The sequence below is a fragment of the Mycobacterium sp. NGS19 genome, from assembly GCF_059813155.1.
Genome location: NZ_JCALEB010000001.1, coordinates 694,398 through 721,259, shown reverse-complemented (window position 1 = coordinate 721,259; position 26,862 = coordinate 694,398). Strand labels below are relative to the sequence as shown.

Below are 26,862 nucleotides of genomic sequence, written 5' to 3'. Positions count from 1 at the left end.
CCCGGTTTTCGCGAGCGTGCGTGTCTGTGCATCGACGCGCCGGTGCTGGGCGTACCACAGTGCACACTCGCGGCACCGAGGTGAGCGTCAGAAGAACGTCCGGATCAACTCGACCACCCGGCCGTCGGCGTCGACCACAGGGATCAGCTGCCACTTGTCGAAAACCGTGCAGGGATGCGATATTCCGAACTCCAGCCAGTCGCCCACCTGCACACGACCGCCGCCCCCGAGCCGCAGATACGCGTGCTGGTCGTTGAGCCGGGTGACGTGGCTGTCGGCAAGCGCGAGCGGCACCGGCAGCTCTTGGTCGAACGACACGTCGCGGCGGCCCATGGCCAGCACTGCCAAGTCGGGCTCCGGCGTCGAAATTACCTGCGCCCAAACGCTTATCGCGGGCACAAAGCCGCACTGACCGCCGCGAGTCAGCGGCGAGGTGCGCCGGTACAGCCCGTGATCGTGCGTCAGGTACGCGCCGCTTCTGATCACCGTGCGTACCGTGAGTCCGCTCGGCCAGTCCGTCAGCGCCTCGGCGACCAAGTCGAAATAGGTGCTGCCGCCGGCGGTTACCAGCACCTCGTCGGTTTCGAAGGTCAGCCGCAGCACCGCGGCGCGCATCTCGGCGAGGAAGTCGCCTACCCGCGCCAGCGCCTGCGGACTGACGTCATGGCCAACCGCCGCTTCGTATCCCGAGACGCCGACCAGCCGCAGCTGCGGGCATGTGATCACCGCGTGGGCGACCTCGTCTACTTCGCCGGCGCTGCGGCATCCGGTGCGTCCGCCCGGCATTCCGATCTCCACGCAGACCTCCACAGGCCGCGTCACGCACGTCGCCAATACGGCCGCCATGGCCCGCACCCCGGGCACCGAATCCACCCAACACACGAAGCCGAATTCCGCGTCACGTGCCAATTCGTCTGCCAGCCAACGTAATCCACCGACATCGACCAATTGGTTCGCCAGGATCACATTGCGGACACCGAACGCACGGCACACCCGCACCTGGCTGATCGTCGCCACTGTGATCGCGCACGCGCCGGCACCGAGCTGACGGGCGAACAGCTGCGGCGCCATATGCGTCTTGCCGTGCGGGGCGATCGCCACCGCCGCGCGGCGGCACCACTCCGCCATCGCCGCAACATTGTGAGCCAACCCGTCCGCGCTGAGCACGCACACCGGCCCCACCGGGCCGTCGTGAAACAGCACCGGGCGGTCGGCGCAGACCTGCCCCACGGTGCGGCCGGCCCACGACGGCGGCAATCCCTTGAACCGCCAATCCACGGACTCACCGGATAGCGCCGACACCGCGGCCGCGTCGATGTCCATGTCGCTTACCGAGACGTCAGGTGGTCGCCCGGCACAGTCGCAGGCTGATGGCTCATGACCACGATTCGACCATGGCCCTGCCTCCTGTGTGACGCTCTCGGACCGACGCCAGCCCGCCCATTCCGTAACGGGTCGATGACCTAAGCTCGCTGGTCGTGAGTCCAGAGCCCCGCGAAGCCGACCTACCGGAGCAGTTCCGGATCCGGCAGGCCAAGCGCGAGCGGCTGCTCGAGGAGGGCCACGATCCGTATCCGGTCAACGTGCCGGTCACGCACACCCTGCGCCAGATCCGCGACAAGTATCCCGATCTGCCCGCAGATGCGACCACCGGCGAGATCGTCGGCGTCGCGGGCCGTGTGGTGTTTGCCCGCAACTCGGGCAAGCTGTGCTTCGCCACGCTGCAGCAAGGCGACGGAACGCAGCTGCAGGCCATGGTCAGCCTGGCCAGCGTCGGGCAAGAAGCTCTGGACCGGTGGAAGTCGGAAGTCGACCTCGGTGACATCGTGTTCGTCCACGGCGAAGTGATCAGTTCACGCCGGGGCGAGCTGTCGGTGCTGGCCGACTCCTGGCAGATGGCGGCCAAGGCGCTGCGGCCCCTGCCGGTGGCGCACAAGGAGATGAGTGAAGAGTCACGTGTGCGGCAGCGCTACGTCGACCTCATCATGCGGCCCGAAGCGCGGGCCGTGGCGCGTCAGCGTGTCGCCGTAGTCCGTGCCCTGCGCAACGCGCTGCACCGGCGCGACTTCCTCGAAGTCGAGACGCCGATGCTGCAGACGCTGGCCGGCGGAGCCGCCGCCCGACCGTTCGTCACCCACTCGAACGCGATGGACGCCGAGTTGTACCTGCGTATTGCCCCGGAGTTGTTTCTCAAGCGCTGCGTGGTCGGCGGCTTCGAGCGGGTCTTCGAGCTGTCCCGGGTCTTTCGAAACGAGGGCGCAGATTCCACACATTCGCCGGAATTCTCGATGCTGGAGACTTACCAGGCTTATGGCACGTACGACGATTCGGCCGTGATGATCCGCGAAGTTATTCAGGAAGTTGCCGACGAAGTGTTCGGCACGCGGCAGTTGACGCTCGCCGACGGCACTCTGTATGACATCGACGGACAATGGGCGTCCGTCGAAATGTACCCGTCGTTGTCTGAAGCGCTGGGTGAGGTCATTACCCCCGAGACGCCCGTACCGGATCTTGTCGGCATCGCGACAAGACTGGGCATCGAGATCCCGACTGATCGGCCGTTTGGGCACGGCAAGCTCGTCGAAGAATTGTGGGAGCATTCCGTCGGAAACAACTTGTATGCGCCGACGTTCGTGCGTGACTACCCGGTGGAAACCACCCCGCTCACCCGGCAGCACCGCAGTGTGGCGGGGGTCACCGAGAAGTGGGATTTGTACGTTCGTGGCGTCGAGTTGGCAACTGGCTATTCGGAATTGGTAGATCCGGTGGTGCAACGTCAGCGGTTCGAGGCGCAGGCTCGCGACGCGGCCGCGGGTGACGACGAGGCGATGGTGCTCGACGAGGATTTCCTGGCGGCGATGGAGTATGCCATGCCTCCGACCACCGGCACCGGAATGGGCATCGACCGGCTCATGATGGCATTGACCGGGCTCGGAATTCGGGAGACGGTATTGTTCCCGATTGTTCGCCGGCATCAGAACTGAACCTCTGCGGTAACGAAGTCGGCGTTGGCTGACGACACCGATTCATGGCAGATTAGTATGCCGGAGTAGACTTCCGCAGCACCGCGAGGCCGCAATGTTCAGTAAGGAGCAATGTAGATAATGGCCAAGAAAGTAACCGTTACGTTGGTTGATGATTTCGACGGCGAAGCACCTGCTGACGAAACCGTAGAATTCGGCCTCGATGGCGTGACCTACGAGATAGATCTGTCATCGAAGAATGCCAAGAAGCTGCGCGACGATCTGAAGGTTTGGGTGGAAAAGGGCCGCCGAGTGGGCGGACGTCGTCGGGGCCGGTCCGGCTCCGGTCGTGGCCGCGCGTCGATCGACCGCGAGCAGAGCGCAGCGATCCGGGAATGGGCCCGCCGCAACGGCCACAACGTGTCGACCCGCGGCCGCATCCCGGCCGACATCATCGACGCGTTCCACGCGGCCACGTAATTTCGGCCGTCACCTGACCCTCTCTTCCGCCGACACCGCGTCGGCTCTTTCGCTAGGGGCGAATAGGGTGGGACGCGGGGAGGAAACGAATCAGCGCGCCGCAGCGTTCTACCTCCTGTAACGAGAGACGCACCGCAATCGGCTGGCTCCCATGGGTGGGGCGGCCCGGGCCACAGGCCATTAGAGTGGACAGCGGGTATTCGGGATCACTCAATCGATCCGCGTACTCACTGGTGAGGGAGAGCAGGTAACCACCGATGTTCGAAAGATTTACGGATCGCGCACGCCGCGTTGTCGTCCTGGCTCAAGAAGAGGCCAGGATGCTCAACCACAACTACATCGGGACCGAGCACATCCTTCTCGGGCTGATCCACGAGGGTGAGGGCGTCGCCGCGAAGTCGCTGGAGTCGCTCGGCATCTCGCTGGAGGGCGTCCGCAGCCAGGTCGAGGAAATCATCGGCCAGGGTCAGCAAGCGCCGTCGGGCCACATCCCGTTCACGCCGCGCGCCAAGAAGGTGCTGGAGCTGTCGCTGCGTGAGGCGCTGCAACTCGGCCACAACTACATCGGCACCGAGCACATCCTGCTCGGGTTGATCCGCGAAGGCGAGGGCGTCGCCGCCCAGGTGCTGGTGAAGCTCGGCGCTGAGCTCACACGGGTGCGTCAGCAGGTCATCCAGCTGCTGAGCGGCTACCAGGGCAAGGAGACCGCGGAAGCCGGCACCGGAGGCCGCGGCGGCGAGTCCGGCAACCCGTCGACATCCCTGGTCCTCGACCAGTTCGGCCGCAATCTGACCGCGGCCGCCATGGAGGGCAAGCTCGACCCGGTCATCGGCCGCGAGAAAGAAATCGAGCGGGTGATGCAGGTGCTTTCCCGGCGCACCAAGAACAACCCGGTGCTGATCGGCGAGCCCGGCGTCGGCAAGACTGCCGTCGTCGAGGGTCTTGCGCAGGCGATCGTGCACGGCGAGGTCCCCGAGACGCTGAAGGACAAGCAGCTCTACACGTTGGATCTGGGCTCTCTGGTGGCCGGCTCGCGCTACCGCGGTGATTTCGAGGAGCGCCTGAAGAAGGTGCTCAAGGAGATCAACACGCGCGGCGACATCATCCTGTTCATCGACGAGCTGCACACGCTCGTCGGGGCCGGTGCCGCCGAGGGTGCAATCGATGCCGCCAGCATTCTGAAGCCGAAGCTGGCCCGCGGTGAGCTGCAGACCATCGGCGCGACCACGCTCGACGAGTACCGCAAGTACATCGAGAAGGACGCCGCCCTGGAGCGCCGCTTCCAGCCGGTGCAGGTGGGCGAGCCGACGGTGGAGCACACCATCGAGATCCTGAAAGGTCTGCGTGACCGCTACGAGGCGCACCACCGCGTCTCGATCACCGACAGCGCGATGGTGGCCGCCGCCACGCTGGCCGACCGCTACATCAACGACCGGTTCCTGCCGGACAAGGCCATCGACTTGATCGACGAGGCCGGTGCCCGGATGCGGATCCGGCGGATGACCGCGCCGCCAGACCTGCGCGAATTCGACGAGAAGATCGCCGAGGCGCGCCGCGAGAAGGAGTCCGCGATCGACGCGCAGGACTTCGAGAAGGCGGCCGCACTGCGCGACCGCGAGAAGCAACTCGTGGCACAGCGCGCTGAGCGTGAAAAGCAGTGGCGCTCAGGCGATTTGGATGTCGTCGCGGAGGTCGACGACGAGCAGATCGCCGAGGTGCTGGGCAATTGGACCGGTATCCCCGTGTACAAGCTGACCGAGGAGGAGACCACTCGGCTGCTGCGCATGGAGGAGGAGCTGCACAAGCGGATCATCGGGCAGGAGGATGCCGTCCGTGCTGTTTCCAAAGCGATCCGCCGCACTCGCGCCGGCTTGAAGGACCCCAAGCGTCCGTCGGGCTCGTTCATCTTCGCCGGCCCGTCCGGTGTCGGTAAGACCGAGCTGTCGAAGGCGCTGGCCGAATTCCTGTTCGGCGACGACGACGCGCTGATCCAGATCGACATGGGCGAGTTCCACGACCGGTTCACCGCGTCGCGGTTGTTCGGCGCCCCTCCGGGCTACGTCGGCTACGAAGAGGGCGGCCAGCTCACCGAGAAGGTGCGGCGCAAGCCGTTCTCGGTGGTGCTCTTCGACGAGATCGAGAAGGCGCACCAGGAGATCTACAACAGCCTGTTGCAGGTCCTCGAAGACGGCCGGCTCACCGACGGCCAGGGTCGCACGGTCGACTTCAAGAACACCGTGCTGATCTTCACGTCGAACCTGGGCACCGCCGACATCAGCAAGGCGGTCAGCCTGGGCTTCAGCCAGGGTGGCGGCGAGAACAACTACGAGCGGATGAAGCAGCGCGTCAACGACGAGCTCAAGAAGCACTTCCGCCCGGAGTTCCTCAACCGCATCGACGACGTCATCGTCTTCCACCAGCTGACTCAAGACGAGATCATCCGGATGGTCGACCTGATGATCGGCCGTGTCGAGAAGCAGCTGAAGAGCAAGGACATGGCGCTGGAGCTCACGCCGAAGGCGAAGGCGCTGCTGGCCAAGCGCGGCTTCGACCCGGTGCTGGGCGCGCGGCCGCTGCGTCGCACGATCCAGCGGGAGATCGAGGACCAGCTGTCGGAGAAGATCCTCTTCGAGGAGGTCGGACCCGGCCAGCTCGTCACGGTCGACGTGGACAACTGGGATGGCGAAGGCTCCGGCGAAGACGCGGTGTTCACCTTCACCGGCACTCGCAAGCCGGCAAAGGACGCCGAGCCGGACCTGGCGCAGGCCGGAGCGGAGTAGCGAATTCGGCGCGCAAACCTACGCTCAGCTACGGTTTGCGCGCCGAAATCGCGTGTCGCGCGATACGCTCCGCGCGTGCTGATTGTCACCACCAACGACCTTCCCGGCTGGGAGATCCAGCGGGTGTGCGGCGAGGTGTTCGGGCTCACCGTCAGGTCGCGTAATGCGTTCTCTCAGATCGGCGCAGGCTTCAAGTCCATGTTCGGCGGCGAGCTGCAAGGCATGACGAAGAACCTGGCGGACAGCCGCAACGAGGCGATGAACCGGCTGATGGCCGAGGCCCGCACTCGCGGCGGCAACGCGATCATCGGCATGCGGTTCGACACCACCGAGCTTGGCGACACCTGGACCGAGATCTGCGCGTACGGCACCGCCGTCCAAGCCGTGCCTGTCACCGACTCTGCGAAGTACACGGCGAGCCAGCTGGGTTACGGCGGCCCACAGTCGCAGCAAGCGCACACTCCGGGACCGCCGGCCGGGCAGCAGCCGCAGCCCTACGGCCCGCGGTAGGCGTCGTTGACCCCTGGCACCCTCGCCCCTAAGCTGCCCTTTGTACTTGATGGGCTGAGGAATCTGGTGAGACTCCAGAACGGTCGCGCCACTGTTTACAGTCAGACCCGACGTCCGTCACCTCGTCCGCTCACGGGACGCTCGATCCCGAAAGGAATGTGACATGGCATCAACCGACGCTCGCCCGGCACCCACCAAGGTGCGGGCCATTGACCTGTCCGCTGCCAGAGCCGCTCTGTGGCTGGCAGGCACGGTGTTTCTGGCTCTGCTGGTGGTCTATTTCGTCGGCTTCGACCAGGGCGCGGTTTCGATCTTCGGCAGCGACAGCCACGTGCACGAATTTTTGCACGACGCACGCCATCTGCTCGGCTTCCCCTGCCATTAAGGCGTGGAAAAGCAGCTCATAGCCCGCGGCCTCGTCGCGGGCGCTATCGCGGGTGTGATGGCTTACCTGTTCGCCCGCGCGTTCGTCGAGCCTTCCATCGGGCGGGCTATTGCCTTCGAAGACGCGCACATGGTCGGCCACGACCAGGGCGGGGAGTTGTTCACCCGTGCGGTGCAACAGAACATCGGAATGGGTTTCGGGGTCGTCGCATTCGCAGTGGCGATGGGCGCGCTGTTTGCCGTCGCGTTCGTGGTGACGTATGGCCGTGTCGGTGACCTGGGCCCGCGCGCGTTGTCAATGACGTTGGCGGCGTGCGCTTTTGGTGTGGCCGGGTTGGTGCCTTGGTTGAAGTATCCGCCGAATCCGCCGGCCACCAGTCTGGAGGAGACCATCCGCGAGCGCTCCGGCTTGTACCTGCTGATGGTGGTGCTGTCGGCGCTGTGCGCGATCGGCGCGGTGTGGCTGGGGCGGCGCCTGCTGCCGCGGTACGGCCAGTGGAGCGCGACGCTGATCGCCGTCTGCGCGTATCTGGCCGTGATGGCCGGCGTGATGACGGTGATGCCCGACATCGCCGAAACGCCAAGCGATTTCCCGGCTGACGCGTTGTACGACTTCCGGCTTCACTCCATGGGCACCCAGCTGGTCATGTGGCTCACCATCGGTGTGGTGTTCGCGTCGCTGAGCGCCCGAATGCTGACCGAACAGCCGAAGATGGAACGGACGCCGAGCCCCGCACGGTGAGCCAAGTCGTTCGGCTGACCTTGGTGTCGCACGCGATGACCGATGCGACGGCAGCCGGGCGATTTCCGGTCGACGAGCCGGTCAACGAGCTCGGCCGCCGGCAGACAGAGCCGTTAGCTCCATGTCTCGCAACGCAATTCGATGTCTGGTCGGGGCCGGAGCGGCGGTGTCGGCAGACCGCGCAATTGCTCGGCTTGGACCCCAGCCTCGATCCGCGGCTCGCCGACCTGGATTACGGCCGCTGGCGCGGCAAGACGCTCACCGACGTGCCGGCCGACCAGCTGGCGCTATGGCAGGCCGATCCGGCCAGTGCGCCGCACGGCGGCGAGTCGGTGACCGATCTGCTGTCGCGGGTAGCCGGTTGGCTGGGCTCGCTGACTCCGTCGCGGGTTGTCGCGGTAACTCATCCCGCCGTGATACGGGCGGCAATCCTGTTGGCTCTCGATGCGCCGCCGAAGTCGTTCTGGCGCATCAATATCGGGCCGGTCAGCCGCACGGAGATCAACTTCCGGGGCCAAGGCTGGACGCTGCGCCTGCTCTAGCGGAAGTCCACCGATTTCACGGCTGTCGCGGCAGCATCGCGAACACCTGCTTGGCGATCGATATCAGCCACGCTCCGGCGCTGGGACCGTGGAACCGTGGCCAGTTCAACTGGAAACTGACCACCCACGCCCGGGCGTGGTCGTCTTCGGCGTACCAGCTGAAAGTCAAGTCTCCAGGCAGATTTCCGGCCTTCGCCGCGATGTAGGGCCACTGCCGCCGATCCAGGTCGATTCCGGGGATCGCCGAGAGGATGTCACGCACCGGTGCGGCGGCCCCGACGGCGTGCGTCTGTAGCGCTGCATGCACCCGGCAGATGTCTTCGGCACTGCCGTACCACTCCGCGCCGTAAGCCGAGGCGGGCGAATGTGTGCGCTCCGGGTCCGGCTGATACGGGCGGGCATTCGTCTGCGCCAGCAGCTGCGCTCGGGCCTGCGGCTGGCCGGTGTCGACAGCGCTGCGCCACTGCTCACGCAGATCGGGCTCACCCCAGCCGACCGAGAACAACTCGTGCATGGTGGGAAACGGGGTCATGCTGCCCGGGTCGTGATGACCCGCCGCGACCAGCGCCCGTTCCACCGCGGCGGTACCCACCTTGTCGATCAGCAGATCGGTTGCCATGTTGTCGCTGTTGGCGATCATCTTCTCCGCCGCGGTGCGCACCGAAACCTGCGCGCCCGGTGCCAGCTTTTCCAGACCCGACGAGCCAACGGCCTTGGCGCGCAACGTAATCGTCAGCGTGTCGTCCCATGACAGCTTGCCGGCGCTCACAGCGTCTGCGACTGCGTGCAGCACATAGAGCTTGAAAATCGATGCCAGCGGCAAAGATTGGCCAGTGTTCGTGCCGGCAACCTTCTCGCAGCGACCATCGACGACCTTGGACACCTGGTAGGAGTAGCGCGCCCGGGACTTGGCCAACTCGGCGTCGACGTCGGCCCAGTCGTTGATCTTGGGCTGCTGCAGTTCGGCGTGGAACTGGTCGACCATTCCGTGCTCGTCGGTGTGGATGTCGATGTCCTGGCCGGCGCCGAACGAGTTGACCAGATGAAGCTTGACGCGCCCGGCTTTGTAGTCCACCCCCGACACGGTGAACGGCCTTTCCCACCAGAGGTTCTCCATGGTGTCGCGCACGCTGTTGACCATGTCCGGGGCGGCCAGCGTTGCCACTCCGACCGGTCCGATCGGCCAGTTGGAGTTGAGCATGTCGACGGTCTGCTTGGCGCGGAACCCCGGCGGGGTGTTCATGTTGATCGGCACGCCGGCAGTACTGCTGGTGACGCCGGACGACGCGGACGGCGTCGAACAGCTGCATACCAGGGCGACGGCCACCGCGGCCAGCGACGCTGCCGCCCGGCTCGCGCTACGACTTGGTGCCAGACCCCGCAACGTCCAACACAACCTCGAACTCCAGCAGAGACGCGCCCGTCGCCACCGGGTTGGCCCGTTCACCGGCGTGGGCATGAACCGCAGGCCCGGTGGCCCAGGCCTGAAACGCCTCTTCAGACTCCCACTGCGTCACCACGAAATAGCGGTTCTCGCCTTTCACCGGCCGCAGCAGCTGAAAGCCGAGAAACCCGGGCTGATTGTCGACGGCGTGCGCCCGATTGGCGAATCGCTTCTCGAGTTCGGGGCCGGCGTCCGGCGGCACCTCGATTGCATTGATCTTCACCACGGCCATGGGCTCAGGCTACCGTGCGGCCATGCTGACCTTCCGCGGCGGCCACGGGCGGCCACTGGTGTTGCTGCACGGCCTGATGGGCCGGGGCAACACGTGGCGGCGCCAGGTCCCGTGGCTCACCGAACTGGGCCGCGTCTACACCTACGACGCGCCGTGGCATCGCGGCCGCGACGTCGTCGACCCGCATCCGATCAGCACCGAGCGGTTCGTCGCCGAGCTCGGAGATGCGGTGGCGTCCGTGGGCGAATCGGTCACGCTGGTGGGCCACTCGATGGGTGGGCTGCACGGCTGGTGCCTGGCCGCCGAGCGCCCCGAGCTGGTGGCTGCGCTGGTGATCGAGGACATGGCTCCGGACTTCCGCGGCCGTACCACCGGGCCGTGGGAGCCGTGGCTGCACGCACTGCCGGTCGAGTTCGGCTCCGCACAAGACGTGCTGGACGAGTTCGGGCCGGTGGCCGGCCAGTACTTCCTCGACGCGTTCGACCGCACATCGACCGGGTGGCGGCTGCACGGCCACGTCGAGCGCTGGATCGAGATCGCCGCGGAGTGGGGAACGCGCGACTACTGGCAGTCGTGGCGGGCCGTACAGGCGCCGGTGCTGCTGATCGAGGCCGGCGACTCCGTGACGCCGCCGGGACAGATGCTGCGGATGCGTGAGATGGCCGAGCGCGCAGACTATCTCCGCGTTCCCCACGCGGGCCACCTGGTGCACGACGAGGCGCCACGGGAGTTCCGCGACGCCGTCACCGCGTTTCTAACGACGCTCGCCGAGCGCCCCTGACGCCGGCCATGACGGCTGCCGTTCGAAGCGAGTGCGGATGGCATCGAGCTCGTGCTGCATGCGGTAAGCGTCGGAGCTGTCGCCCGACAACCGGCCGCGCATCGGCGCCGACACCCGGAACTGCTCCATGCCGACGCGCAACTCGCTCGAGCGGTGCGCCGCCCAGCCCAGTACCACCGCAACGACGAACGGCGCCATCAGGATCGAGAACGTGAGCACAGCGGTCATGGCAGTAACTTTGCGCTACTCAACATTCCGCCAACAGTGGCAGCACTGACGTATTGCGCTAAAATACTGCCATGGCATTGAGATCGGTCGCGGTGTTGATTCTCGAGAAGCTGTCAATCTTCGAGTTCGGGGTCATCTGCGAGGTATTCGGTGTCGACCGCGAATCCGACGGAGTGCCCAACTTCGATTTCCGGGTGTGCGGGCCGCAGCCCGGGCAGCCACTGGAAACGTCAGTCGGCGCGAAAGTCATTCCCGATCACGGCTTGGACGGGCTCATCGGCGTCGACCTCGTTGCGGTGCCCGCGGTGCACCCCGCGGAAGGACCAGAGCCATACCCGCGCGAGGCGCTGGCCGCGTTGCGCGCCGCCGCCAAATCGGGTTCGACGATTCTGACCGTCTGTTCGGGCGCGTTCGTCGCCGGTGCGGCCGGGCTGCTGGACGGGCGCCGATGTACGACGCATTGGATGCACGCCGACGAGCTGGCGCGCACCTATCCGACCGCGCATGTCGACCGCGACGTGCTGTTCGTCGACGACGGCAACTTGATCACCAGTGCCGGCACGGCCGCGGGTATCGACGCGTGTCTGCACCTGGTCCGTCGGGAACTCGGCAGCAAGATCACCAACATCATCGCGCGCCGGATGGTGGTGCCCCCGCAGCGCGACGGCGGTCAGCGCCAGTTCATCTCGCAGCCGGTGCCGACCAGCTGCTCGCCGGGGTTCGCGCCGCAGCTGGACTGGATCCTCGCAAATCTCGACAAGCCGCACTCCGTGGCTTCGATGGCACGCCGCGCCAACATGTCGGCGCGCACGTTCGCGCGAAAGTTCGTGGAGGAGACCGGCACAACGCCGATGCACTGGGTGACCGAACAGCGGGTGCTCTACGCCAGGCAGCTGCTGGAGGAGACCGATCTTGACATCGACCGCATTGCCGAGCGGTGCGGCTTCGGCACCGCGACCCTGCTGCGCCACCATTTCCGCCGGCTGGTCGGGCTCACCCCGTCGGATTACCGGCGCAGGTTCGCCTGTCCGGATGCCTCGTGCGAGAAATCCGCTTGATCAGCAAGGCTTTTGGTGCCCTCGCCGGCAAGCGCGTAACGACCGTCGGCCGTCTGCTCCACCAGCCCGTCGGCCAACAAAGACTCCAGAGCACGATCGCGCTGCGCCGGATCCGTCGGCCACGCGAGGTCCAGCTGTCCGCGTGACACCGGAAAGTCGTTGGCGCGCAAGACATCCAGCAACCTGCCACGCACCTGCCGGTCGGTGCCGGCGTAGGCCTGGGGACGACGCACCGGCGCCTCGGCAGGCGGTCGGCCCGCCGCTCGCCACGCGCAGCCGCTAAGCGGGCACACGCCGCAGCGCGGTGCGCGGGCGGTGCAGATCGTTGCACCAAGCTCCATCAACGCCACGGAAAAGGTCGGCGCACTGGCATTCTCAGGCAGTATCGCGGCAACGTCGGCGAGATCGCGACTGCTCGCGGCAGCGTCGGCGATGCCGTGGACCACACGGGCGAACACCCGGCGGACATTGGTGTCGACCACCGGAACTCGGTGTCCGTAGGCGAAACACGCGACGGCACGGGCGGTGTATTCGCCGATTCCCGGCAGCGTGCGCAGGGTTTCGACGTCGTCGGGCACCACGTCGTCGTGGTCGCGGGCAATCACCGTCGCGCACTCGTGCAGCCGCTTCGCACGGCGCGGATAGCCCAGCTTGCCCCACGCCCGCAGCACATCGGCTGCACTGGCCGCCGCCGTCGCAGACGGCGTCGGCCACCGTCGCACCCACGCTTCCCAGACCGGCTGCACCCGCGCCACCGGGGTCTGCTGCAGCATGACCTCGCTGACCAGAATCTGCCAGGGGCTCACGCCCGGCCGTCGCCACGGCAGATCGCGCTGAGCCACCTCATACCAGCCGATCAACTCGACACTGTCGACGGTCATCTGCCGTTCCGGACGGTCGCAGGGCACAATGTCACGCATGCCGACCACGAATCCCGCGTCCGCCTGGAAGTCACTCAAGGAGGGTAACGAGCGCTTTGTCGCCGGCAAGCCCGCGCACCCCAGCCAAAGCGTCGAGCATCGCGCCAGCCTGGCTGAAGGCCAGCGACCGACTGCGGTGGTGTTCGGCTGCTCCGACAGCCGGGTGGCCGCCGAGATCATCTTCGACCAGGGACTCGGTGACATGTTCGTGGTCCGGACCGCGGGCCACGTCCTGGACTCAGCTGTGTTGGGCTCGATCGAATACGCCGTGTCGGTCCTCGAGGTGCCGCTGATCGTCGTGCTCGGTCACGACAGCTGCGGCGCAGTGAAGGCGACTCTCAATGCCCTCGACGAAGGCGTGATTCCGCGCGGATACGTCCGCGACCTCGTCGAACGGGTCACGCCGTCGGTGCTGACCGGGCGCCGGGAAGGTCTGCAGCAGGTAGACGAGTTCGAGGCACACCACGTGCGCGAGACCGCCGCGCAGCTGCTGAGCCGGTCGACCACGATCCTGGAGCGGATCCCGACCGGCGACCTGGCGATCGTCGGGGTGACGTATCACCTCGCCGATGGTCGGGTGGTGCTGCGCCACAGCGTCGGCGAGATCGGCGAGTACCCCGCGGGAAGTTAGCCGGGCGACACGCCGAGTCACGTCGGACGGCTCGCGGTGACCTGGCCTTACCGTGAGAACGTGCTGGATCTCGAACCGCAGGGCCCGCTGCCGGCGCAGATTTACTGGCGACGCCGCGCTCTCGCTGGCGGCATCGCGGTCGTCGTGATCGGCATCCTCGTCGCCGTCGTGTTCACTGTGCTGAGCAACGGCTCCGGCCCGGACACCAAACCGGCGGCCAAGCCCTCAGACGTGCCCGCCTCCCAAGCGCCCAATCCGCAGCCGGAGGTGAAGTCGCCGATCACGCCGCTGCCTCCGCCGCCGGTCCAAAATCCGACGCCCACAGCGGCTGTCATGCCGCCGCCGGTGCTGAAGGACGGTGACGACTGCCCGGATTCGACGCTGGCCGTCAAGGGCATCACCAGCCAGCCGCAGTACGTCTTCGGCGAGCAGCCGAAGTTCACGATGGTGGTCACCAACATCGGGTTGGTGGCATGCCAGCGTGACGTCGGCGCCGCTGTGCTGGCCGCCTACGTCTACTCGTTGGACAACCAGCGGCTGTGGTCCAACCTGGACTGCGCGCCGTCGAACGAGACTTTGGTCAAGAAATTCAGCCCGGGCGAGCAGGTGACCACCGAAGTGACGTGGACCGGCATGGGTTCGGCGCCGCAGTGCCCGCTGCCGCGTCAGCCGATCGGGCCAGGCACCTACAACCTCGTCGTGCAGCTGGGCAATCTGCGCTCGGCTCCGGTGCCGTTCATCATCGCGCCCGCACCCGCGCAGAACGAACCTCCCGCCCAGGGCCAACCCGTTCCCGGGCAGCCCGGGCCGGTCCAGGCGCCGCCAGCCGGCTGAGCGGGGTTCAGCCGAGCCTGTCGGCGATCGTCGACTCGGCCAGCTGCGAAAGGCCTTCCCGGATGTGCCGCGCCCACATCGCGCCGATGCCCTCGACTTTCTGAAGGTCGCCGGCGCTGGCGGCGAGCAGCCCTTGCAGCGACCCGAACGCGCGCACCAGCAGGTCGATGTGTGCGAACTGCAGCCGCGGGATTCCGGCCATTGCCCGGTATCCGCGTGGGCTCATCGGTGAGTCCTGCGCCTCCGCCGTGGATGGATAGCCGAAAACCTTCGACAGAGCGGTCAAGTCCAGCAGCTCGGTATCAGAAAGCTGGTCGAGCTCGTCGAGCGTGGAGGCCACCTGTTCGGCCGTCGGTGGCTCGGGGTTGGCGTGGTAGTCGCGCACGATCAGCTCGCGGGCCAAGTCGTTGCCGCCGACGAGTTCCTCGAGCTGCAGTTTGAGTTGGCGGCCGTCGGTGCCGAGCTCGACGACGTGCTCGTCGATCTCGAGGCTGATGCGCCGGACCATTTCCAGCCTCTGGACGACGGTCATCACGTCGCGCAGCGTGACGAAATCCTCGATCTCGGCGGTGGACAGTTGGCGGCTCACCTCGTCGAGGCGCGACTTGTAGCGCTCCAGGGTGGCCACCGCTTGGTTGGCCCTCGACAGGATGGTCGCCGAATCGGCCATCACATGCCGCTCACCTGCGACGTACACCGTCACGATGCTCATCGAATGGCTAACGGAGACAACGGGATAGCCTGTCTGAATCGCGGTGCGCTCCGCAGAGCGGTGCCGGGTTCCCGATTCGTCGGTGGGGATCGACGGGTCGGGAACCAGCTGCACATTGGCCCGAACGATGCGGCTGCCGTCGGAGGACAGCACCAACGCGCCGTCCATCTTCGACAGCTCCCGCAGCCGGGTGGGCGCGAAACGCACGTCCAGTGAAAAGCCACCGTCACAGATCGACTCGACCCGCTCGTCGTAGCCCAGCACGATAAGTGCACCGGTGCGGCCCCGCAGGATTCGTTCGAGCCCGTCGCGCAGCGGCGTGCCGGGCGCTAGCCGGCGCAGCGTCTCGCGAAGCGCCGGGTGCACCAACGGCGCCTTGGTGTTGTTGCTGCGGTCCGGCGTGGTCATAGCCAATGCGGCCTGTCGTCCTTCGGTGTCTGTGCTGGTTCCTTGACCGTAATCTCACCCAGCAACGCAAGCGCGCCGTTGATGGTTTTGGCCGGCAGCGCGCACATTCCCTCGGGCGCCGCTGTGACACCGTGCGGCACCAGCGCCGTGGTGAAACCCAGCCGAGCGGCCTCGGCGAGGCGGCGTTCCATTCCGGTGACTCGCCGCAGGTCACCAGCGAGACCGACCTCGCCGATCACCACCACCGAGGACGGCAGCGGGGTGTTGCGGCACGCCGAAGCCATGGCCAGAGCAACGGCCAGGTCGGACGACGGGTCCGTGAGGCGCATGCCGCCGACGGTGGACAGGTAGATGTCGGCGAGCAGCAGCGTCGGCATCTTGCACCGCTTAGCCAGCACGGCGCTGATCATTGCGGCACGCGACGGGTCGATGCCGCTGACCGCCCGCCGGGGCGTGGTGCCGCACGATTGCACGAGCAGCGCCTGCACCTCGCCGATCAGCGGGCGTTTGCCGTCGAGCGTGACTGTGACCGCGGTGCCCGGCACCGGTTCCGGACGCTGGTCGAGGAACAAGCCGGACGGGTCGGCGACGCACTCGATGCCGCCTTCGTGCAACTGGAAGCAGCCCACCTCGTCGGCCCCGCCGAACCGGTTCTTCACACCGCGCACCATCCGCAGCATCGACTGCCGGTCGCCTTCGAAATGCAGCACGACGTCGACCAGGTGCTCCAGCGTTCGAGGACCCGCGATCGCGCCATCTTTCGTGACGTGGCCGACGAGGACGACCGCCACGCCGCTGCGCTTGGCCACCGCCATCAGCGCGGTGGTGACAGCCCGCACCTGGGTCACGCCGCCGGTGACGCCGTCGGCGTCGGTAGTGGACATTGTCTGCACCGAGTCGACCACCACGAGGCTCGGGCGCACAGCGTCGATGTGCGCAAGCACGTTGTCGACGTCCGACTCCGCGGCCAGATACACCTGGTCGTGGCTGCAGCCGGTGCGCTCGGCGCGCATTCTGACCTGCCCGGCCGATTCCTCGCCGGAGACGTACAGCGCTCGCTGGCCGCCGCTGGCCCATTGGTGGACGACTCTCAGCAGCAGTGTCGACTTGCCGACCCCCGGTTCACCGGCGAGCAGCGTCACCGATCCCGGCACCACGCCCCCGCCCAGGACCCGGTCGAGCTCGTCGACCCCGGTGGGACGGTGGCGGGTGATGTCCGCGGCGATCGACGTGATCGGCACCGCGGGTGAGCCGGGGCTCGTCGAGCGCTGCGCGCGCCCACCGGCCAGCGTGGCCACCTCGTCGACCGTGCCCCACGTGCCGCACTCAGGACACCGGCCCACCCACTTGGCGAAGTCGTGCCGGCACTCTGAACAGCGGTATTGGGTGCGCGTCTTGGCCACGCCGAGAAGGTATCGGGCGGGTCCGACAGATCGCTAGTGACCTTCTCCGGCCGGGCCTTGCTGGCGCGGCGTCCTCTCGCCAGCGGTCACTGGCACCGCCACCTTCGCCTCGCCGCTGCGCTGGAACTTGAACACGAATTCGTAAGTGAGGCCATTGCTGACCGGCTTGTCGAGCGTCACGGTCGCGGTCGCGGTGATCGCCTTGGTCGCAGCCTGCAGCTCCTCGGCCTCCGGACCCTCCGGCTTGCCGACGATCAGCGAGCGGCTGGCCGGTACCTCTGGGTCGGACGGGCTGAGCTTCACCGACCCGACATCGGAGGTGATGCTGACCAGTCGGTCGCTCTCGGTAGCCGACTGGTTTCCGGCGACGAACAGCAGATCGACGGTCTCTCCGGGCGGCACCGCAGCACTGTTCTGGTCGGCGCGGATGCGCACGTCGCGCAATGCGATGTCCCCGACGCTCGCGCTGGCGCCGTTGACCGCAGGTTCCTGGGTGGCAGTCTGGGACTGCTGGCCCGCACCGCAGCCGGTCAGCGTCGTGGCGATCAGCGTCGCAGCGGCGAAGCCGAACACGGATCCGCGGGTGGTGGAGAGGTTCACTAATGCCTCCTGGTCGGCATGAACTGGCACGGATTTCGGCCGGGCACCTGGCCGCCACTGTTCGACTATGCACAGTAGTAGGTCGGTTTTCGACTGCGAAGCGGGCGGGCCACAATCGGCGCCGGCGGGTGGTCGGCGCCACTCGAGACGGCTACCTGCGGTGCAGGTCACTGGCTGTCGCGGCAGCCGTCGGCAAGCATGTATTCGCAGGTCTGTCAACCCCCAATGTTCAGCCGAGGTGGCCCTGACCTGCACCGTTGTTCAACCCGTGTCACAGGCCCGTGTTAGCATGGAGTGGCGAAAGGGGCTCGAAACAGATGATTTTCAAGGTCGGAGACACCGTTGTCTATCCACACCACGGTGCTGCGTTGATCGAAGCGATCGAAACCCGGACCATCAAAGGCGAGCAGAAAGAATATCTCGTCTTGAAGGTTGCCCAGGGTGACCTGACAGTTCGAGTACCCGCGGATAATGCCGAGTATGTGGGTGTGCGCGACGTGGTCGGCCAGGAAGGTCTGGACAAGGTCTTCCAGGTGCTGCGGGCACCGCACACCGAAGAGCCGACCAACTGGTCGCGTCGCTACAAGGCCAACCTGGAGAAGCTCGCTTCCGGCGACGTGAACAAGGTCGCCGAGGTCGTACGCGACCTGTGGCGCCGCGACCAGGAGCGCGGCCTGTCGGCGGGTGAGAAGCGGATGCTGGCCAAGGCCCGCCAGATTCTCGTCGGCGAGCTTGCGCTGGCGGAGAACACCGACGACGCGAAGGCCGAAACCATCCTCGACGAGGTTCTGGCCGCCGCCTCCTGACGGCATGTCGCCCACTAGGCGGCGCCGATGACCACGGTTGCGGTCGTCCCGGCCGCAGGCTCTGGCGAGCGGCTTGGAGCGGGCAGACCCAAGGCATTCGTTCACCTCGCGGGGAGGACGCTGCTCGAACGGACCCTCGACGGCCTGCGAAACTCGCAAGTGGTCGACGCGGTCGTCGTCGCAGTGCCCGCCGATCGCACCGACGAGGCGAAGCTGATCCTCGGCGCCGACGCGACGGTGGTCGCCGGTGGGCCGGACCGCACAGAATCGGTGCGACGTGCGCTGGCTGCGGTCGGCGAGCCGGAATTTGTGCTGGTTCACGACGCTGCCCGCGCGCTGACCCCGCCTGCGTTGATCGCACGAGTCGTCGACGCCCTGCGGGACGGCTGTCAGGCAGTGGTTCCCGGCCTTCCCGTGGCCGACACCATCAAGGCCGTCGACGCCAACGGAGACGTGATCGCGACGCCGGCTCGGGCCGGGCTGCGGGCAGTGCAGACGCCGCAGGGCTTTCACACCGCACTGCTGCTGCGCGCGTACGAACGCGCCGAGACGGCCGATTTCACCGACGACGCGTCGATGGCCGAAAACATCGGGACGCGGGTTCACGTCGTCGACGGCGATCCGCTGGCTTTCAAGATCACCACCGCATTGGATCTGCTGTTGGCGGAAGCAGTGGTGGGGAGACAGGCGTGACCGGCTTGCGGGTGGGTCTGGGCACCGATGTGCATCCCGTGCAAGCGGGCCGGCCGTGCTGGCTGCTGGGATTGCTGTTCGACGACGCCGACGGGTGCAGCGGCCATTCCGACGGTGACGTCGCCGTGCATGCGTTGTGCGACGCGCTGCTGTCGGCCGCGGGCCTGGGTGACATCGGCGCTGTCTTCGGTGTCGACGATCCGCGCTGGGCCGAAGTGACAGGCGCCCAGATGCTGGGGCATGTGCGAGGTGAGCTGGCCAGCGCGGGTTTTCGGCCTGTCAACGCCGCGGTGCAGGTGATCGGGAATCGGCCGAAGGTCGGTCCACACCGGCAGCGCGCGCAGGAGCTGCTGTCGGATCTCTTGGGCGCGCCGGTGTCGGTGTCGGCGACGACCACCGACGGGCTCGGCTTGACCGGTCGCGGTGAAGGTTTGGCCGCGATCGCGACAGCGTTGGTCATCGCCGACGAATAGGCCGGTAAGCTGGCACGTCGTGACCGATCGCGCTCAGGCTGTCGGGTCGGCCGCCCCATCGGCTCGACCTCCCGCCATGCGGCTGTACGACACCTACGCCGGTGCCGTCCGCGATTTCGTGCCGCTGCGCGACGGGCACGTGTCGATCTACTTGTGCGGCGCCACGGTGCAAGGCCTTCCCCACATCGGGCACGTCCGCAGCGCCGTGGCGTTCGACGTGCTACGCCGGTGGCTGATGGCACACGGCTATGACGTCGCATTCATCCGCAACGTCACCGACATCGACGACAAGATCCTGATCAAGGCCGCCGATGCCGGCCGGCCCTGGTGGGAGTGGGCGGCCACGCATGAGCGGGCCTTCACCGCCGCCTACGACGCGCTGGGCGTGCTGCCCCCGTCGGCGGAGCCTCGGGCCACCGGCCACATCACGCAGATCGTCGAGTTGATCGAGCGGCTGATCGAACGCGGCCACGCCTACCGCTCAGAACGGGACGCCGACGTGTACTTCGACGTGCTGAGCTTCCCCGACTACGGCAAGCTTTCCGGCCACCGGATCGACGACGTTCACCAGGGCGAGGGCGTCGGCGCCGGTAAACGCGATCAGCGCGACTTCACGCTTTGGAAGGCGGCCAAGCCGGGTGAGCCGTCCTGGCCGACACCGTGGGGCCGTGGGCGTCCCGGATGGCACTCCGAATGCGTCGCCATGGCACACGAATACCTTGGCTCGGATTTCGACATCCACTGCGGCGGAATGGATCTGGTGTTCCCGCACCACGAGAACGAGATCGCGCAGGCGTGCGCGGCCGGCGACGGCTTCGCCCGGTACTGGCTGCACAACGGCTGGGTCACCATGGGCGGCGAGAAGATGAGTAAGTCGCTTGGCAATGTGTTGTCCATTCCGGCTGTGCTGCAACGTGTTCGGCCCGTCGAGTTGCGGTATTACCTGGGCAGCGCGCACTACCGGTCGATGCTCGAGTTCTCCGAGACGGCGCTGCAGGACGCCGTCAAGGCCTACACGGGCATCGAGGATTTCCTGCACCGGGTCCGCACCCGCGTCGGTGCGGTCGTGCCGGGCAAGTGGACAGCGGGTTTCGGGGCGGCACTCGACGACGATTTGTCGGTGCCGATCGCACTGGCCGAGATTCACAATGCTCGTGCCGAAGGCAACCGGGCCCTCGAGTCGGGCGATCACGAGACCGCGCTGGCCCGGGCCGGCGAAATACGCGCGATGATGGCGGTTCTGGGCTGCGACCCGCTCGACGAGCGATGGGAAACCCGCGACGAGACGTCGGCCGCGCTGGCAGCCGTCGACGTCTTGGTGCAGGCCGAACTCGAGCGCCGTGAGGCGGCACGGGCCCAGCGGAACTGGGCACTGGCCGACGAGATCCGTGACCGGCTGAAGCAGGCCGGCATCGAGGTCACCGACACTGCCGACGGGCCGCAGTGGACCCTGACCGACGGTGACAAGAAGTAGATGCCCGGAAACTCCCGGCGCCGCGGCGCGGTACGAAAAGCCGGCACCAAGAAGGGGCCCACCGTCGGCTCCGGCGGTGTGCGCCGCCGCGGTCTCGAGGGGCGGGGCGCCACTCCGCCGGCTCACCTGCGACCGAACCACCCGGCGGCCAAACGTGCTGCCGCCAAAGAAAAGTCGCGTCGCACCGGAAAGAAGACCGACGACACCGAGATTGTCCTCGGCCGCAACCCGGTGCTGGAATGCTTGCGGGCCGGAGTACCGGCGACCGCGTTGTATGTGGCGCTGGGCACCGACGCCGACGAGCGGTTGACCGAATCGGTGCGGCGCGCAGCGGATTCCGGCATTCCGATTCTGGAAGTGCCGCGCACCGATCTGGACCGCCTCAGCGCCAACGGGCTGCATCAGGGCATCGCGTTGCAGGTGCCGCCGTACCAGTACGCTCATCCCGACGACCTACTGACTGCGGTTCGCGACGCGTCATCGCCCGCACTTCTCGTGGCGCTCGACAACATCTCCGATCCCCGCAACCTCGGGGCGATCGTCCGGTCAGTCGCAGCCTTCGGCGGCCACGGTGTGGTGATCCCGCAGCGGCGCAGCGCGGCCGTCACCGCGGTGGCGTGGCGCACCAGCGCCGGCGCGGCGGCGCGCGTGCCGATCGCTCGGGCGTCGAATCTCAATCGGACACTTCGTGATTGGGCTGCCACCGGGCTATTCGTCGTGGGGTTGGATGCTGACGGTGACACGACGATCGACGATTTGGATGCCGCTGGCGACATAGTGATCGTCGTCGGCTCGGAGGGTAAGGGGTTGTCGCGGTTGGTCCGCGAACACTGCGACGCGGTGGTGTCGATTCCGATGGCCGGCCCCACCGAATCGCTGAACGCCGCAGTCGCCGCCGGTGTGGTGCTGGCCGAGGTCGCACGCCAGCGCCGCCGCCGATAGCCTCCCAAGGGTGCAACCGTCACGTCCCGAGGATGTGTAACCCTGCCCACAGCGCCAGCACCGCCAACACCAAAGTGATCGGCACCGTGCACAAACCGAGGCGGACGAAGCGCCCGATGCCGTCTTCGGCGGCGTTGTCGCGCAGTACATTTCTCCACAGCAGGTTGGACAGCGAGCCGATGTAGGTCAGGTTGGAGCCGACATTCGTGCCGATCAGCACCGCGAGCACCGACGCCGCGCCGCCGCCGCCGACAAGAGGCAGCAGCAGCAGGACTGCCGGCAGGTTGTTCACGAGATTGGACAACACCGCGGCGATCGCCGCCAACGCGAGCAGCGCAGGCAGCCCATTGCCGTTGGGCAGCAGATCTCGTGTCGCAGTGTCGAGCCCGTTGACCATCGCGGCCCGCACCACGACCCCGAGCGCCAGCACGAAAGCCAGGAACGGCACATTGGCTGCACGCACCACCTCCGGCAGCGTGCCCGTCCGCCGGATCAGCCCCCGCACTGCCAGCACGGCCGCGCCCCCACACGCCACCCATGCCGGCGACACTCCCACCAGTGACGCCGCCGCGAACCCCGTCAGCGTCACACCCAGCACCGCCAGCGCGAACACCGGCGGTTGCGGGCGGTCGGGAAGCTCGTGGGCGGCCGACGGCGCGGACAGGTCGCCCGCGAAAAACCGCCGAAAGACGAGGTATTCCGCGGCAATCGCTACCAGCCACGGCGCCGTCATCAAAGCGGTGAACCGGGTGAACGACACCCCGGCCGCCGTAAACGCCAACAGGTTGGTCAAGTTCGACACCGGCAACAGCAGCGACGCGGTGTTGGCCAGATGAGCGCTGGCGTAGCTGTGCGGTCGGGCCGGCAGCCGCAGCATGCGGGCAGTGGCCAGCACTACCGGCGTCAGCAGCACGATCGTCGCGTCCAAACTCAGCACGGCGGTGGTCAGCGACGCGATCACGAACACCTGCCGCAGCAGCCGCCGGGGCTGTCCCGCACTGCCGCGTGCCATCACCATGCCGGCCGCCCGGAACACACCCTCGTCGTCGCACAGCCGCGCCAGCACCAGCACCGCGGCAAGGAATCCGACAACGGGAAGAAGCCGGGCCACCTCGTCGACCGCATCGCGCAGCGAAAGTGCCCCGACCGCAATCAACAGCAAAGCCGCGGGCACCGCCACGACGTCCTCGGTCCAGCCCTTCGGGCGCAGCAACGCGAACGTCAGCACCACGGCCAGCAGCGCCAGCGAAAGTAGCAATCGCCAATCCGCCTCAGGCCCAAGGGTCTTCAGGCTGCCACAACACCGGCAGGTGCAATGCCACGTCGTCTGCCGCAGCGAGCCGCGACAGCACCCGGATGGTGGCATCCAGATCGTCGGCCGCATACGGCAGCGCGCGGATCGGCTCGGTGAGCGGGCGGAAGAAGTCGTCCCAGTGGATCATCACCACCCGACGGGCGCCGACGGCACGCACCACTTCGTTCCAGTAGTCGACCAGGTACTGCTCGGGCAGTACCCCGAGCTGTCCCACGCCCAGATAGACCACATCGGCGCGCTGTCCGGCCAGCGCGCCCTCGACGAACCCGGCGCTGCCCTGAACCAGCAGCCGCCGATCCGTTGGCCGGTGACGAATCAGCACGGACCATGCCTCACCACATTTGTAGGCCGACGCCTTGACTGGGGGCACCACAGGCTCGGTGATCACACCCGGAAACCGGTCGGGCGGTGAGTGTTTCGACTCGATCAGCGTCACTTCGTAGGCACCCAGGGTGATCGGCTCACCTGAGATCGCGACGACGATGCGGTCGTCGGGTAAGCCGTAGCCGCGGCCGATGTTGGCTGCCGACTCACCGCCGACGAGCTCGGCGTCGGTGCGTGCGGCCACCACCGCGGAGTCCAGCGCATGGTCGTAGTGGGTGTGCACCGGAATCACCGCATCCAGTTTGCGGACACGGGTCCGTTCCAGGCAGCCGATGATCCGCTCCAGCGACGGTTCCACCCGCCGCAACACCACGGTCGACAGGCTCGGCCGCGAGAAGAACCCGTCGGTCATCAGCGCCGAAGTGCCGTCGCTGACGAGAAGTGTCGCCACGCCCAACCACGTCACCGAAAGAGGAGCGTCGGCCTCGGCGGGCGGCACGTCGAACCGCTTGGTGAAGTCCTCGACGAACGGGCGGCCGAGCTTGAGGCGCATGGCTCAACCCTACGGCGAATCCCGCGACGCTGTTGCGGGCGGCGGATCAGCCGGCCGGGGTGAGCATGTCCTTCCAGGCGTCGTCGGCGACGTTGGCGGAATCCTTCACGCTGTAGCGCGAGCCGTCGGGTGCGACGACCTCGCCGCTCTGCGGGTTGTAGATCGCCGTGGGAAGCTGCCCCGGCGTATAGGTGCACGGGTTCGGCTGCTGACCGCTGCACGCCACACTGCCCTGCCCGGGCCGCGACAACGGATCACTGACCGGCATCGGCGGACGAATCATGTTGGCGGGCAACGGGTTCAAGCCGTTGTTGACGCTGGGCGCCGGGATCACCCGACCGGGCTCCACCGGCTGGTCACAGCGCGCCGCCGGTGCCGGGCAGGTCAGGATCTGGTTCGGATCGCCGTACCACGGGTTGGTGCCCATCGGCACATACGGCTCGTTGCTGCGGCACTCCTGCGGCGATGCGGCCCGTTTACCCGGCACGTCGGCGCACGGATAATTACGCGCGCCGCGAACCGCGAGACCCTGGTAGTCCTTCGGGATCTTGCAGTAGATCCCGGTCGGCAGCGGCGCTGGCGAGGTGTCGGCAGGCGCGCGCCACTGCGACGGCGGCAAAAAGCCAGTCAGGCACGGCGGCGGACTGTTGAGGGCAGCACCGAAACCCGGCGGAACAGCCTGCAGGGTCAACGCAGAGGCACCGATGCCCACGAACAACGGGCCGAGCGCGAAGTTGATGATGCCGTAGCCGGGGAAGACCGTTCCTGCCTCGAGCTGACTCGCGCTCTGTGGGAAGTAGACGAACGCCTGTTCCACGCCCTTGTGGTAGCGCTTGAGCAAGTCGATGACGATCTCGAGGTTGGCCAGTGTCTGCGGCAGCGAGTCACGCACATCGGAGAACACCGCGTTGAGCTGATCGGCGGTGGGGGCGGCCTGCTGCAAACCGCTGCGCAGTGCCGCGTCCTGCTCAGCGGCCTGGGTGCCGATCGAATTCAGGTTGGCCGCCCAGGTTTCGATGTTGTCGCGCGAATTCACCTGCGAATCCAGGATCGGCGACGAGTTGGCGATGATGTCGTTGACCGGAGTCAAGTTGTCACGGAAGTCGCTGGCAATCGCGGTGGTCGAATCCACCAGCCGCTGCAGCGCCGGCCCCAGCCCACCGACCGCTTGTGACGTCTCGTCGAGCAACGTGGCGATCTTGTCCTTGGGCAGGGCCGCGAGCCCGCGATTGGCGGCGTCAAGGGCCGGGCCGACGTCGGACGGAATCGTGGTCTTGGTGATCGTCTGACCGTCCCGGAAGTGTTTACTGGAGTCGCCGCTGGCGGAGACGATGTCGACGTACTGCTCGCCGACAGCCGTCACGGAATGCACGTTCGCGGAGGCGTCCAGCGGCAGCTTGTACCGGTTGTCGATGCTCAGCGTTGCGCGCGCCCCCCGCTCGGTGGGCTGGACGTCGGTCACCCGCCCGATCATCGCGCCCCGGTATGTGACGTTGGCGGTCTCGTAGAGCCCACCGGATCTCGGCAGATCGACGTACAGCGTGTACTGGCCGATGCCTACGCGCTGTGGCAAGTGAAGGTAGTGGAAGCTCAAAGCGCCGAGCGCCAGCAACGTCAGCGCCAGAAAGATCGCGAGCTGAAGGCGAATGAACGGCGTCAGGATCGGGTCGCCTTGGCCCGTCCACCGCATCGGTTCCTCCTCGCCTCACGCCGAGCGACGGGGCGCTTCCCGTGTGCGGGGGACACCGGTGTCTGACCTCGCGATGAGTCGGAACTGTACCCGATGACGGTAACGCGCACGCCGCAACAGACAAACTATCGTGATCGTGGATTCGACGTTCCTTCGGGTTCAGACGAACGGTTGCAGCGTGACGCCGTCACTGATCAGTCGTTCGCGCACCGCGACGGCCAACTGCACTGCATCGGGCGAATCACCATGCACGCAGATGGATTCCACGTTTACCGGGATCACCGAACCGTCGATCGCGGTCACCTCTGCGCGCATCACCATCGTCGACACGCGCTGCGCCACCGTGTCCGGGTCGTGGATCACCGCACCCGGATACCGACGGGATACGAGTTGGCCGTCGGGCCGGTAGGCGCGATCCGCGAACGCCTCAGCGACACAGCGCAATCCGAGCGCAGACGCCGCCTCGAACAGTGCGGACCGCGCCAAGCCCAGCACCGGTAGCGAATCGTCGACCGCATGCACCGCCTCGGCGATCGCCCGGGCCTGGGTCCGGTCGGTGACGGCGGTGTTGTACAGCGCCCCATGGGGTTTGACGTAGGACACTTTTGATCCCACCGCATGAGCGATCGCCTGCAGCGCACCGATCTGGTAGATCACGTCGGCGGTCAAATCCGGTGCGGCGACGTCGATGTAGCGGCGGCCGAAGCCCGCCAGGTCGCGATAGCTGACCTGCGCGCCGATCCGTACACCCTGTTCGGCAGCTGCGCGGCAAGTCCGGACGAGCCCGGCCGGATCGCCGGCATGAAATCCGCAAGCCACGTTCGCGCTTGTGACCACTCGCAGCATCTGCTCGTCATCCCCGAGCCGCCACACTCCGAACCCTTCGCCGAGGTCGGCGTTCAGATCGACCGTTCGCTGGGGGGCCGGCACAAGTGCAAGC

General features: G+C 67.0%; 28 protein-coding genes. 16 read left to right on the top strand and 12 right to left on the bottom strand.

Going from position 1 to position 26,862, the window contains the following annotated elements:
• Positions 1 to 87: 87 nt before the first annotated feature.
• Positions 88 to 1,323: an alanine racemase gene (locus AC5Y4N_RS03725; RefSeq protein WP_499907227.1), complete on the bottom strand. Its 1,236-nt coding sequence runs from the start codon at positions 1,321 to 1,323 to the stop codon at positions 88 to 90.
• A 155-nt stretch (positions 1,324 to 1,478) separates the two neighbouring features.
• On the opposite strand from AC5Y4N_RS03725, the gene lysS reads away from it, so the two are divergent.
• The 7 genes from lysS (at position 1,479) to AC5Y4N_RS03690 (ending at position 8,401) form a co-directional block, all read left to right on the top strand.
• Positions 1,479 to 2,984 carry a lysine--tRNA ligase gene (lysS, locus tag AC5Y4N_RS03720; protein WP_499907224.1) on the top strand — a complete coding sequence of 502 codons (1,506 nt, stop codon included), beginning with the start codon at positions 1,479 to 1,481 and terminating at the stop codon, positions 2,982 to 2,984.
• Between the two features lie 120 nt (positions 2,985 to 3,104).
• Entirely contained in the window at positions 3,105 to 3,443 is a 339-nt protein-coding gene (gene lsr2, locus AC5Y4N_RS03715; RefSeq protein WP_499907222.1) for a histone-like nucleoid-structuring protein Lsr2, read from the top strand.
• Positions 3,444 to 3,700: 257 nt separating this feature from the next.
• Positions 3,701 to 6,223, top strand: coding sequence for an ATP-dependent protease ATP-binding subunit ClpC (clpC1, locus tag AC5Y4N_RS03710; protein ID WP_499907220.1), 2,523 nt, complete (start codon positions 3,701 to 3,703; stop codon positions 6,221 to 6,223).
• 75 nt (positions 6,224 to 6,298) lie between these two features.
• Positions 6,299 to 6,733, top strand: coding sequence for a YbjQ family protein (locus AC5Y4N_RS03705; protein ID WP_499907218.1), 435 nt, complete (start codon positions 6,299 to 6,301; stop codon positions 6,731 to 6,733).
• Positions 6,734 to 6,896: 163 nt separating this feature from the next.
• Positions 6,897 to 7,118, top strand: a complete 222-nt coding sequence (locus tag AC5Y4N_RS03700; protein WP_499907216.1) for a CbtB domain-containing protein — start codon at positions 6,897 to 6,899, stop codon at positions 7,116 to 7,118.
• Positions 7,119 to 7,121: 3 nt separating this feature from the next.
• Positions 7,122 to 7,859 carry a CbtA family protein gene (locus AC5Y4N_RS03695; protein WP_499907213.1) on the top strand — a complete coding sequence of 246 codons (738 nt, stop codon included), beginning with the start codon at positions 7,122 to 7,124 and terminating at the stop codon, positions 7,857 to 7,859.
• Complete coding sequence (locus AC5Y4N_RS03690; protein WP_499907211.1) at positions 7,856 to 8,401, top strand: histidine phosphatase family protein; 546 nt, start codon at positions 7,856 to 7,858, stop codon at positions 8,399 to 8,401. The genes AC5Y4N_RS03695 and AC5Y4N_RS03690 overlap by 4 nt, the downstream gene beginning before the upstream one ends.
• Positions 8,402 to 8,417: 16 nt before the next feature.
• Here AC5Y4N_RS03690 and AC5Y4N_RS03685 read toward each other — a convergent pair whose 3' ends face one another.
• Positions 8,418 to 9,776 carry a serine hydrolase gene (locus AC5Y4N_RS03685; protein WP_499907495.1) on the bottom strand — a complete coding sequence of 453 codons (1,359 nt, stop codon included), beginning with the start codon at positions 9,774 to 9,776 and terminating at the stop codon, positions 8,418 to 8,420.
• Positions 9,760 to 10,077 (bottom strand): mycobilin-forming heme oxygenase MhuD, encoded by a 318-nt coding sequence (mhuD, locus tag AC5Y4N_RS03680; RefSeq protein ID WP_499907209.1) that lies wholly within the window; start codon positions 10,075 to 10,077, stop codon positions 9,760 to 9,762. Before mhuD ends, AC5Y4N_RS03685 begins: the two co-directional genes overlap by 17 nt.
• On the opposite strand from mhuD, the gene AC5Y4N_RS03675 reads away from it, so the two are divergent.
• On the top strand, positions 10,076 to 10,858 hold the full coding sequence (locus AC5Y4N_RS03675; RefSeq protein WP_499907206.1) for an alpha/beta fold hydrolase: 783 nt from the start codon (positions 10,076 to 10,078) through the stop codon (positions 10,856 to 10,858). The two genes, mhuD and AC5Y4N_RS03675, sit on opposite strands and share 2 nt — an antisense overlap.
• Here AC5Y4N_RS03675 and AC5Y4N_RS03670 read toward each other — a convergent pair.
• Positions 10,832 to 11,086, bottom strand: a complete 255-nt coding sequence (locus AC5Y4N_RS03670; RefSeq protein ID WP_499907204.1) for a hypothetical protein — start codon at positions 11,084 to 11,086, stop codon at positions 10,832 to 10,834. The two genes, AC5Y4N_RS03675 and AC5Y4N_RS03670, sit on opposite strands and share 27 nt — an antisense overlap.
• A gap of 71 nt (positions 11,087 to 11,157) precedes the next feature.
• On the opposite strand from AC5Y4N_RS03670, the gene AC5Y4N_RS03665 reads away from it, so the two are divergent.
• Entirely contained in the window at positions 11,158 to 12,144 is a 987-nt protein-coding gene (locus AC5Y4N_RS03665; RefSeq protein WP_499907202.1) for a GlxA family transcriptional regulator, read from the top strand.
• Here AC5Y4N_RS03665 and AC5Y4N_RS03660 read toward each other — a convergent pair.
• On the bottom strand, positions 12,093 to 13,025 hold the full coding sequence (locus AC5Y4N_RS03660; RefSeq protein ID WP_499907200.1) for an iron-sulfur binding domain-containing protein: 933 nt from the start codon (positions 13,023 to 13,025) through the stop codon (positions 12,093 to 12,095). The two genes, AC5Y4N_RS03665 and AC5Y4N_RS03660, sit on opposite strands and share 52 nt — an antisense overlap.
• A gap of 37 nt (positions 13,026 to 13,062) precedes the next feature.
• Between AC5Y4N_RS03660 and AC5Y4N_RS03655 the strand changes: the two genes are divergently transcribed.
• Positions 13,063 to 13,695, top strand: coding sequence for a carbonic anhydrase (locus AC5Y4N_RS03655; RefSeq protein ID WP_499907197.1), 633 nt, complete (start codon positions 13,063 to 13,065; stop codon positions 13,693 to 13,695).
• 60 nt (positions 13,696 to 13,755) lie between these two features.
• Positions 13,756 to 14,529, top strand: coding sequence for a hypothetical protein (locus tag AC5Y4N_RS03650; RefSeq protein ID WP_499907195.1), 774 nt, complete (start codon positions 13,756 to 13,758; stop codon positions 14,527 to 14,529).
• 7 nt (positions 14,530 to 14,536) lie between these two features.
• Here AC5Y4N_RS03650 and disA read toward each other — a convergent pair whose 3' ends face one another.
• Genes disA through AC5Y4N_RS03635 form a run of 3 tightly spaced genes read right to left on the bottom strand, consistent with a single transcriptional unit; the run spans position 14,537 to position 17,652 of the window.
• The gene (disA, locus tag AC5Y4N_RS03645; protein WP_499907193.1) at positions 14,537 to 15,649 is read right to left on the bottom strand and encodes a DNA integrity scanning diadenylate cyclase DisA; all 1,113 of its coding nucleotides are present in this window, start codon (positions 15,647 to 15,649) and stop codon (positions 14,537 to 14,539) included.
• Entirely contained in the window at positions 15,646 to 17,052 is a 1,407-nt protein-coding gene (gene radA / locus AC5Y4N_RS03640) for a DNA repair protein RadA (RefSeq protein WP_499907191.1), read from the bottom strand. The genes disA and radA overlap by 4 nt, the downstream gene beginning before the upstream one ends.
• A 33-nt stretch (positions 17,053 to 17,085) precedes the next feature.
• Positions 17,086 to 17,652 (bottom strand): copper chaperone PCu(A)C domain-containing protein, encoded by a 567-nt coding sequence (locus tag AC5Y4N_RS03635; protein WP_499907189.1) that lies wholly within the window; start codon positions 17,650 to 17,652, stop codon positions 17,086 to 17,088.
• A gap of 317 nt (positions 17,653 to 17,969) precedes the next feature.
• Here AC5Y4N_RS03635 and carD point away from each other — a divergent pair, with 317 nt between their 5' ends.
• The 5 genes from carD to rlmB all read left to right on the top strand — a co-directional run bounded on the left by carD (position 17,970) and on the right by rlmB (position 22,040).
• Positions 17,970 to 18,458, top strand: coding sequence for an RNA polymerase-binding transcription factor CarD (gene carD, locus AC5Y4N_RS03630; protein WP_011731020.1), 489 nt, complete (start codon positions 17,970 to 17,972; stop codon positions 18,456 to 18,458).
• 27 nt (positions 18,459 to 18,485) lie between these two features.
• Positions 18,486 to 19,151 carry a 2-C-methyl-D-erythritol 4-phosphate cytidylyltransferase gene (gene ispD, locus AC5Y4N_RS03625; RefSeq protein ID WP_499907186.1) on the top strand — a complete coding sequence of 222 codons (666 nt, stop codon included), beginning with the start codon at positions 18,486 to 18,488 and terminating at the stop codon, positions 19,149 to 19,151.
• Entirely contained in the window at positions 19,148 to 19,624 is a 477-nt protein-coding gene (gene ispF, locus AC5Y4N_RS03620) for a 2-C-methyl-D-erythritol 2,4-cyclodiphosphate synthase (protein WP_499907184.1), read from the top strand. Before ispD ends, ispF begins: the two co-directional genes overlap by 4 nt.
• A gap of 76 nt (positions 19,625 to 19,700) precedes the next feature.
• Complete coding sequence (gene cysS / locus AC5Y4N_RS03615) at positions 19,701 to 21,098, top strand: cysteine--tRNA ligase (RefSeq protein ID WP_499907493.1); 1,398 nt, start codon at positions 19,701 to 19,703, stop codon at positions 21,096 to 21,098.
• Positions 21,099 to 22,040 carry a 23S rRNA (guanosine(2251)-2'-O)-methyltransferase RlmB gene (gene rlmB / locus AC5Y4N_RS03610; protein ID WP_499907182.1) on the top strand — a complete coding sequence of 314 codons (942 nt, stop codon included), beginning with the start codon at positions 21,099 to 21,101 and terminating at the stop codon, positions 22,038 to 22,040. It abuts the gene before it with no gap.
• A 19-nt stretch (positions 22,041 to 22,059) separates the two neighbouring features.
• On the opposite strand, the gene AC5Y4N_RS03605 is transcribed toward rlmB, so the two are convergent.
• The 4 genes from AC5Y4N_RS03605 to AC5Y4N_RS03590 all read right to left on the bottom strand — a co-directional run bounded on the left by AC5Y4N_RS03605 (position 22,060) and on the right by AC5Y4N_RS03590 (position 26,852).
• Positions 22,060 to 23,298, bottom strand: a complete 1,239-nt coding sequence (locus AC5Y4N_RS03605) for an SLC13 family permease (protein WP_499907180.1) — start codon at positions 23,296 to 23,298, stop codon at positions 22,060 to 22,062.
• Positions 23,299 to 23,311: 13 nt separating this feature from the next.
• The gene (locus AC5Y4N_RS03600) at positions 23,312 to 24,232 is read right to left on the bottom strand and encodes an MBL fold metallo-hydrolase (RefSeq protein WP_499907178.1); all 921 of its coding nucleotides are present in this window, start codon (positions 24,230 to 24,232) and stop codon (positions 23,312 to 23,314) included.
• A gap of 46 nt (positions 24,233 to 24,278) precedes the next feature.
• Positions 24,279 to 25,895, bottom strand: coding sequence for an MCE family protein (locus AC5Y4N_RS03595; protein WP_499907491.1), 1,617 nt, complete (start codon positions 25,893 to 25,895; stop codon positions 24,279 to 24,281).
• Between the two features lie 186 nt (positions 25,896 to 26,081).
• The gene (locus tag AC5Y4N_RS03590; RefSeq protein WP_499907176.1) at positions 26,082 to 26,852 is read right to left on the bottom strand and encodes a LamB/YcsF family protein; all 771 of its coding nucleotides are present in this window, start codon (positions 26,850 to 26,852) and stop codon (positions 26,082 to 26,084) included.
• Positions 26,853 to 26,862 lie beyond the last annotated feature (10 nt).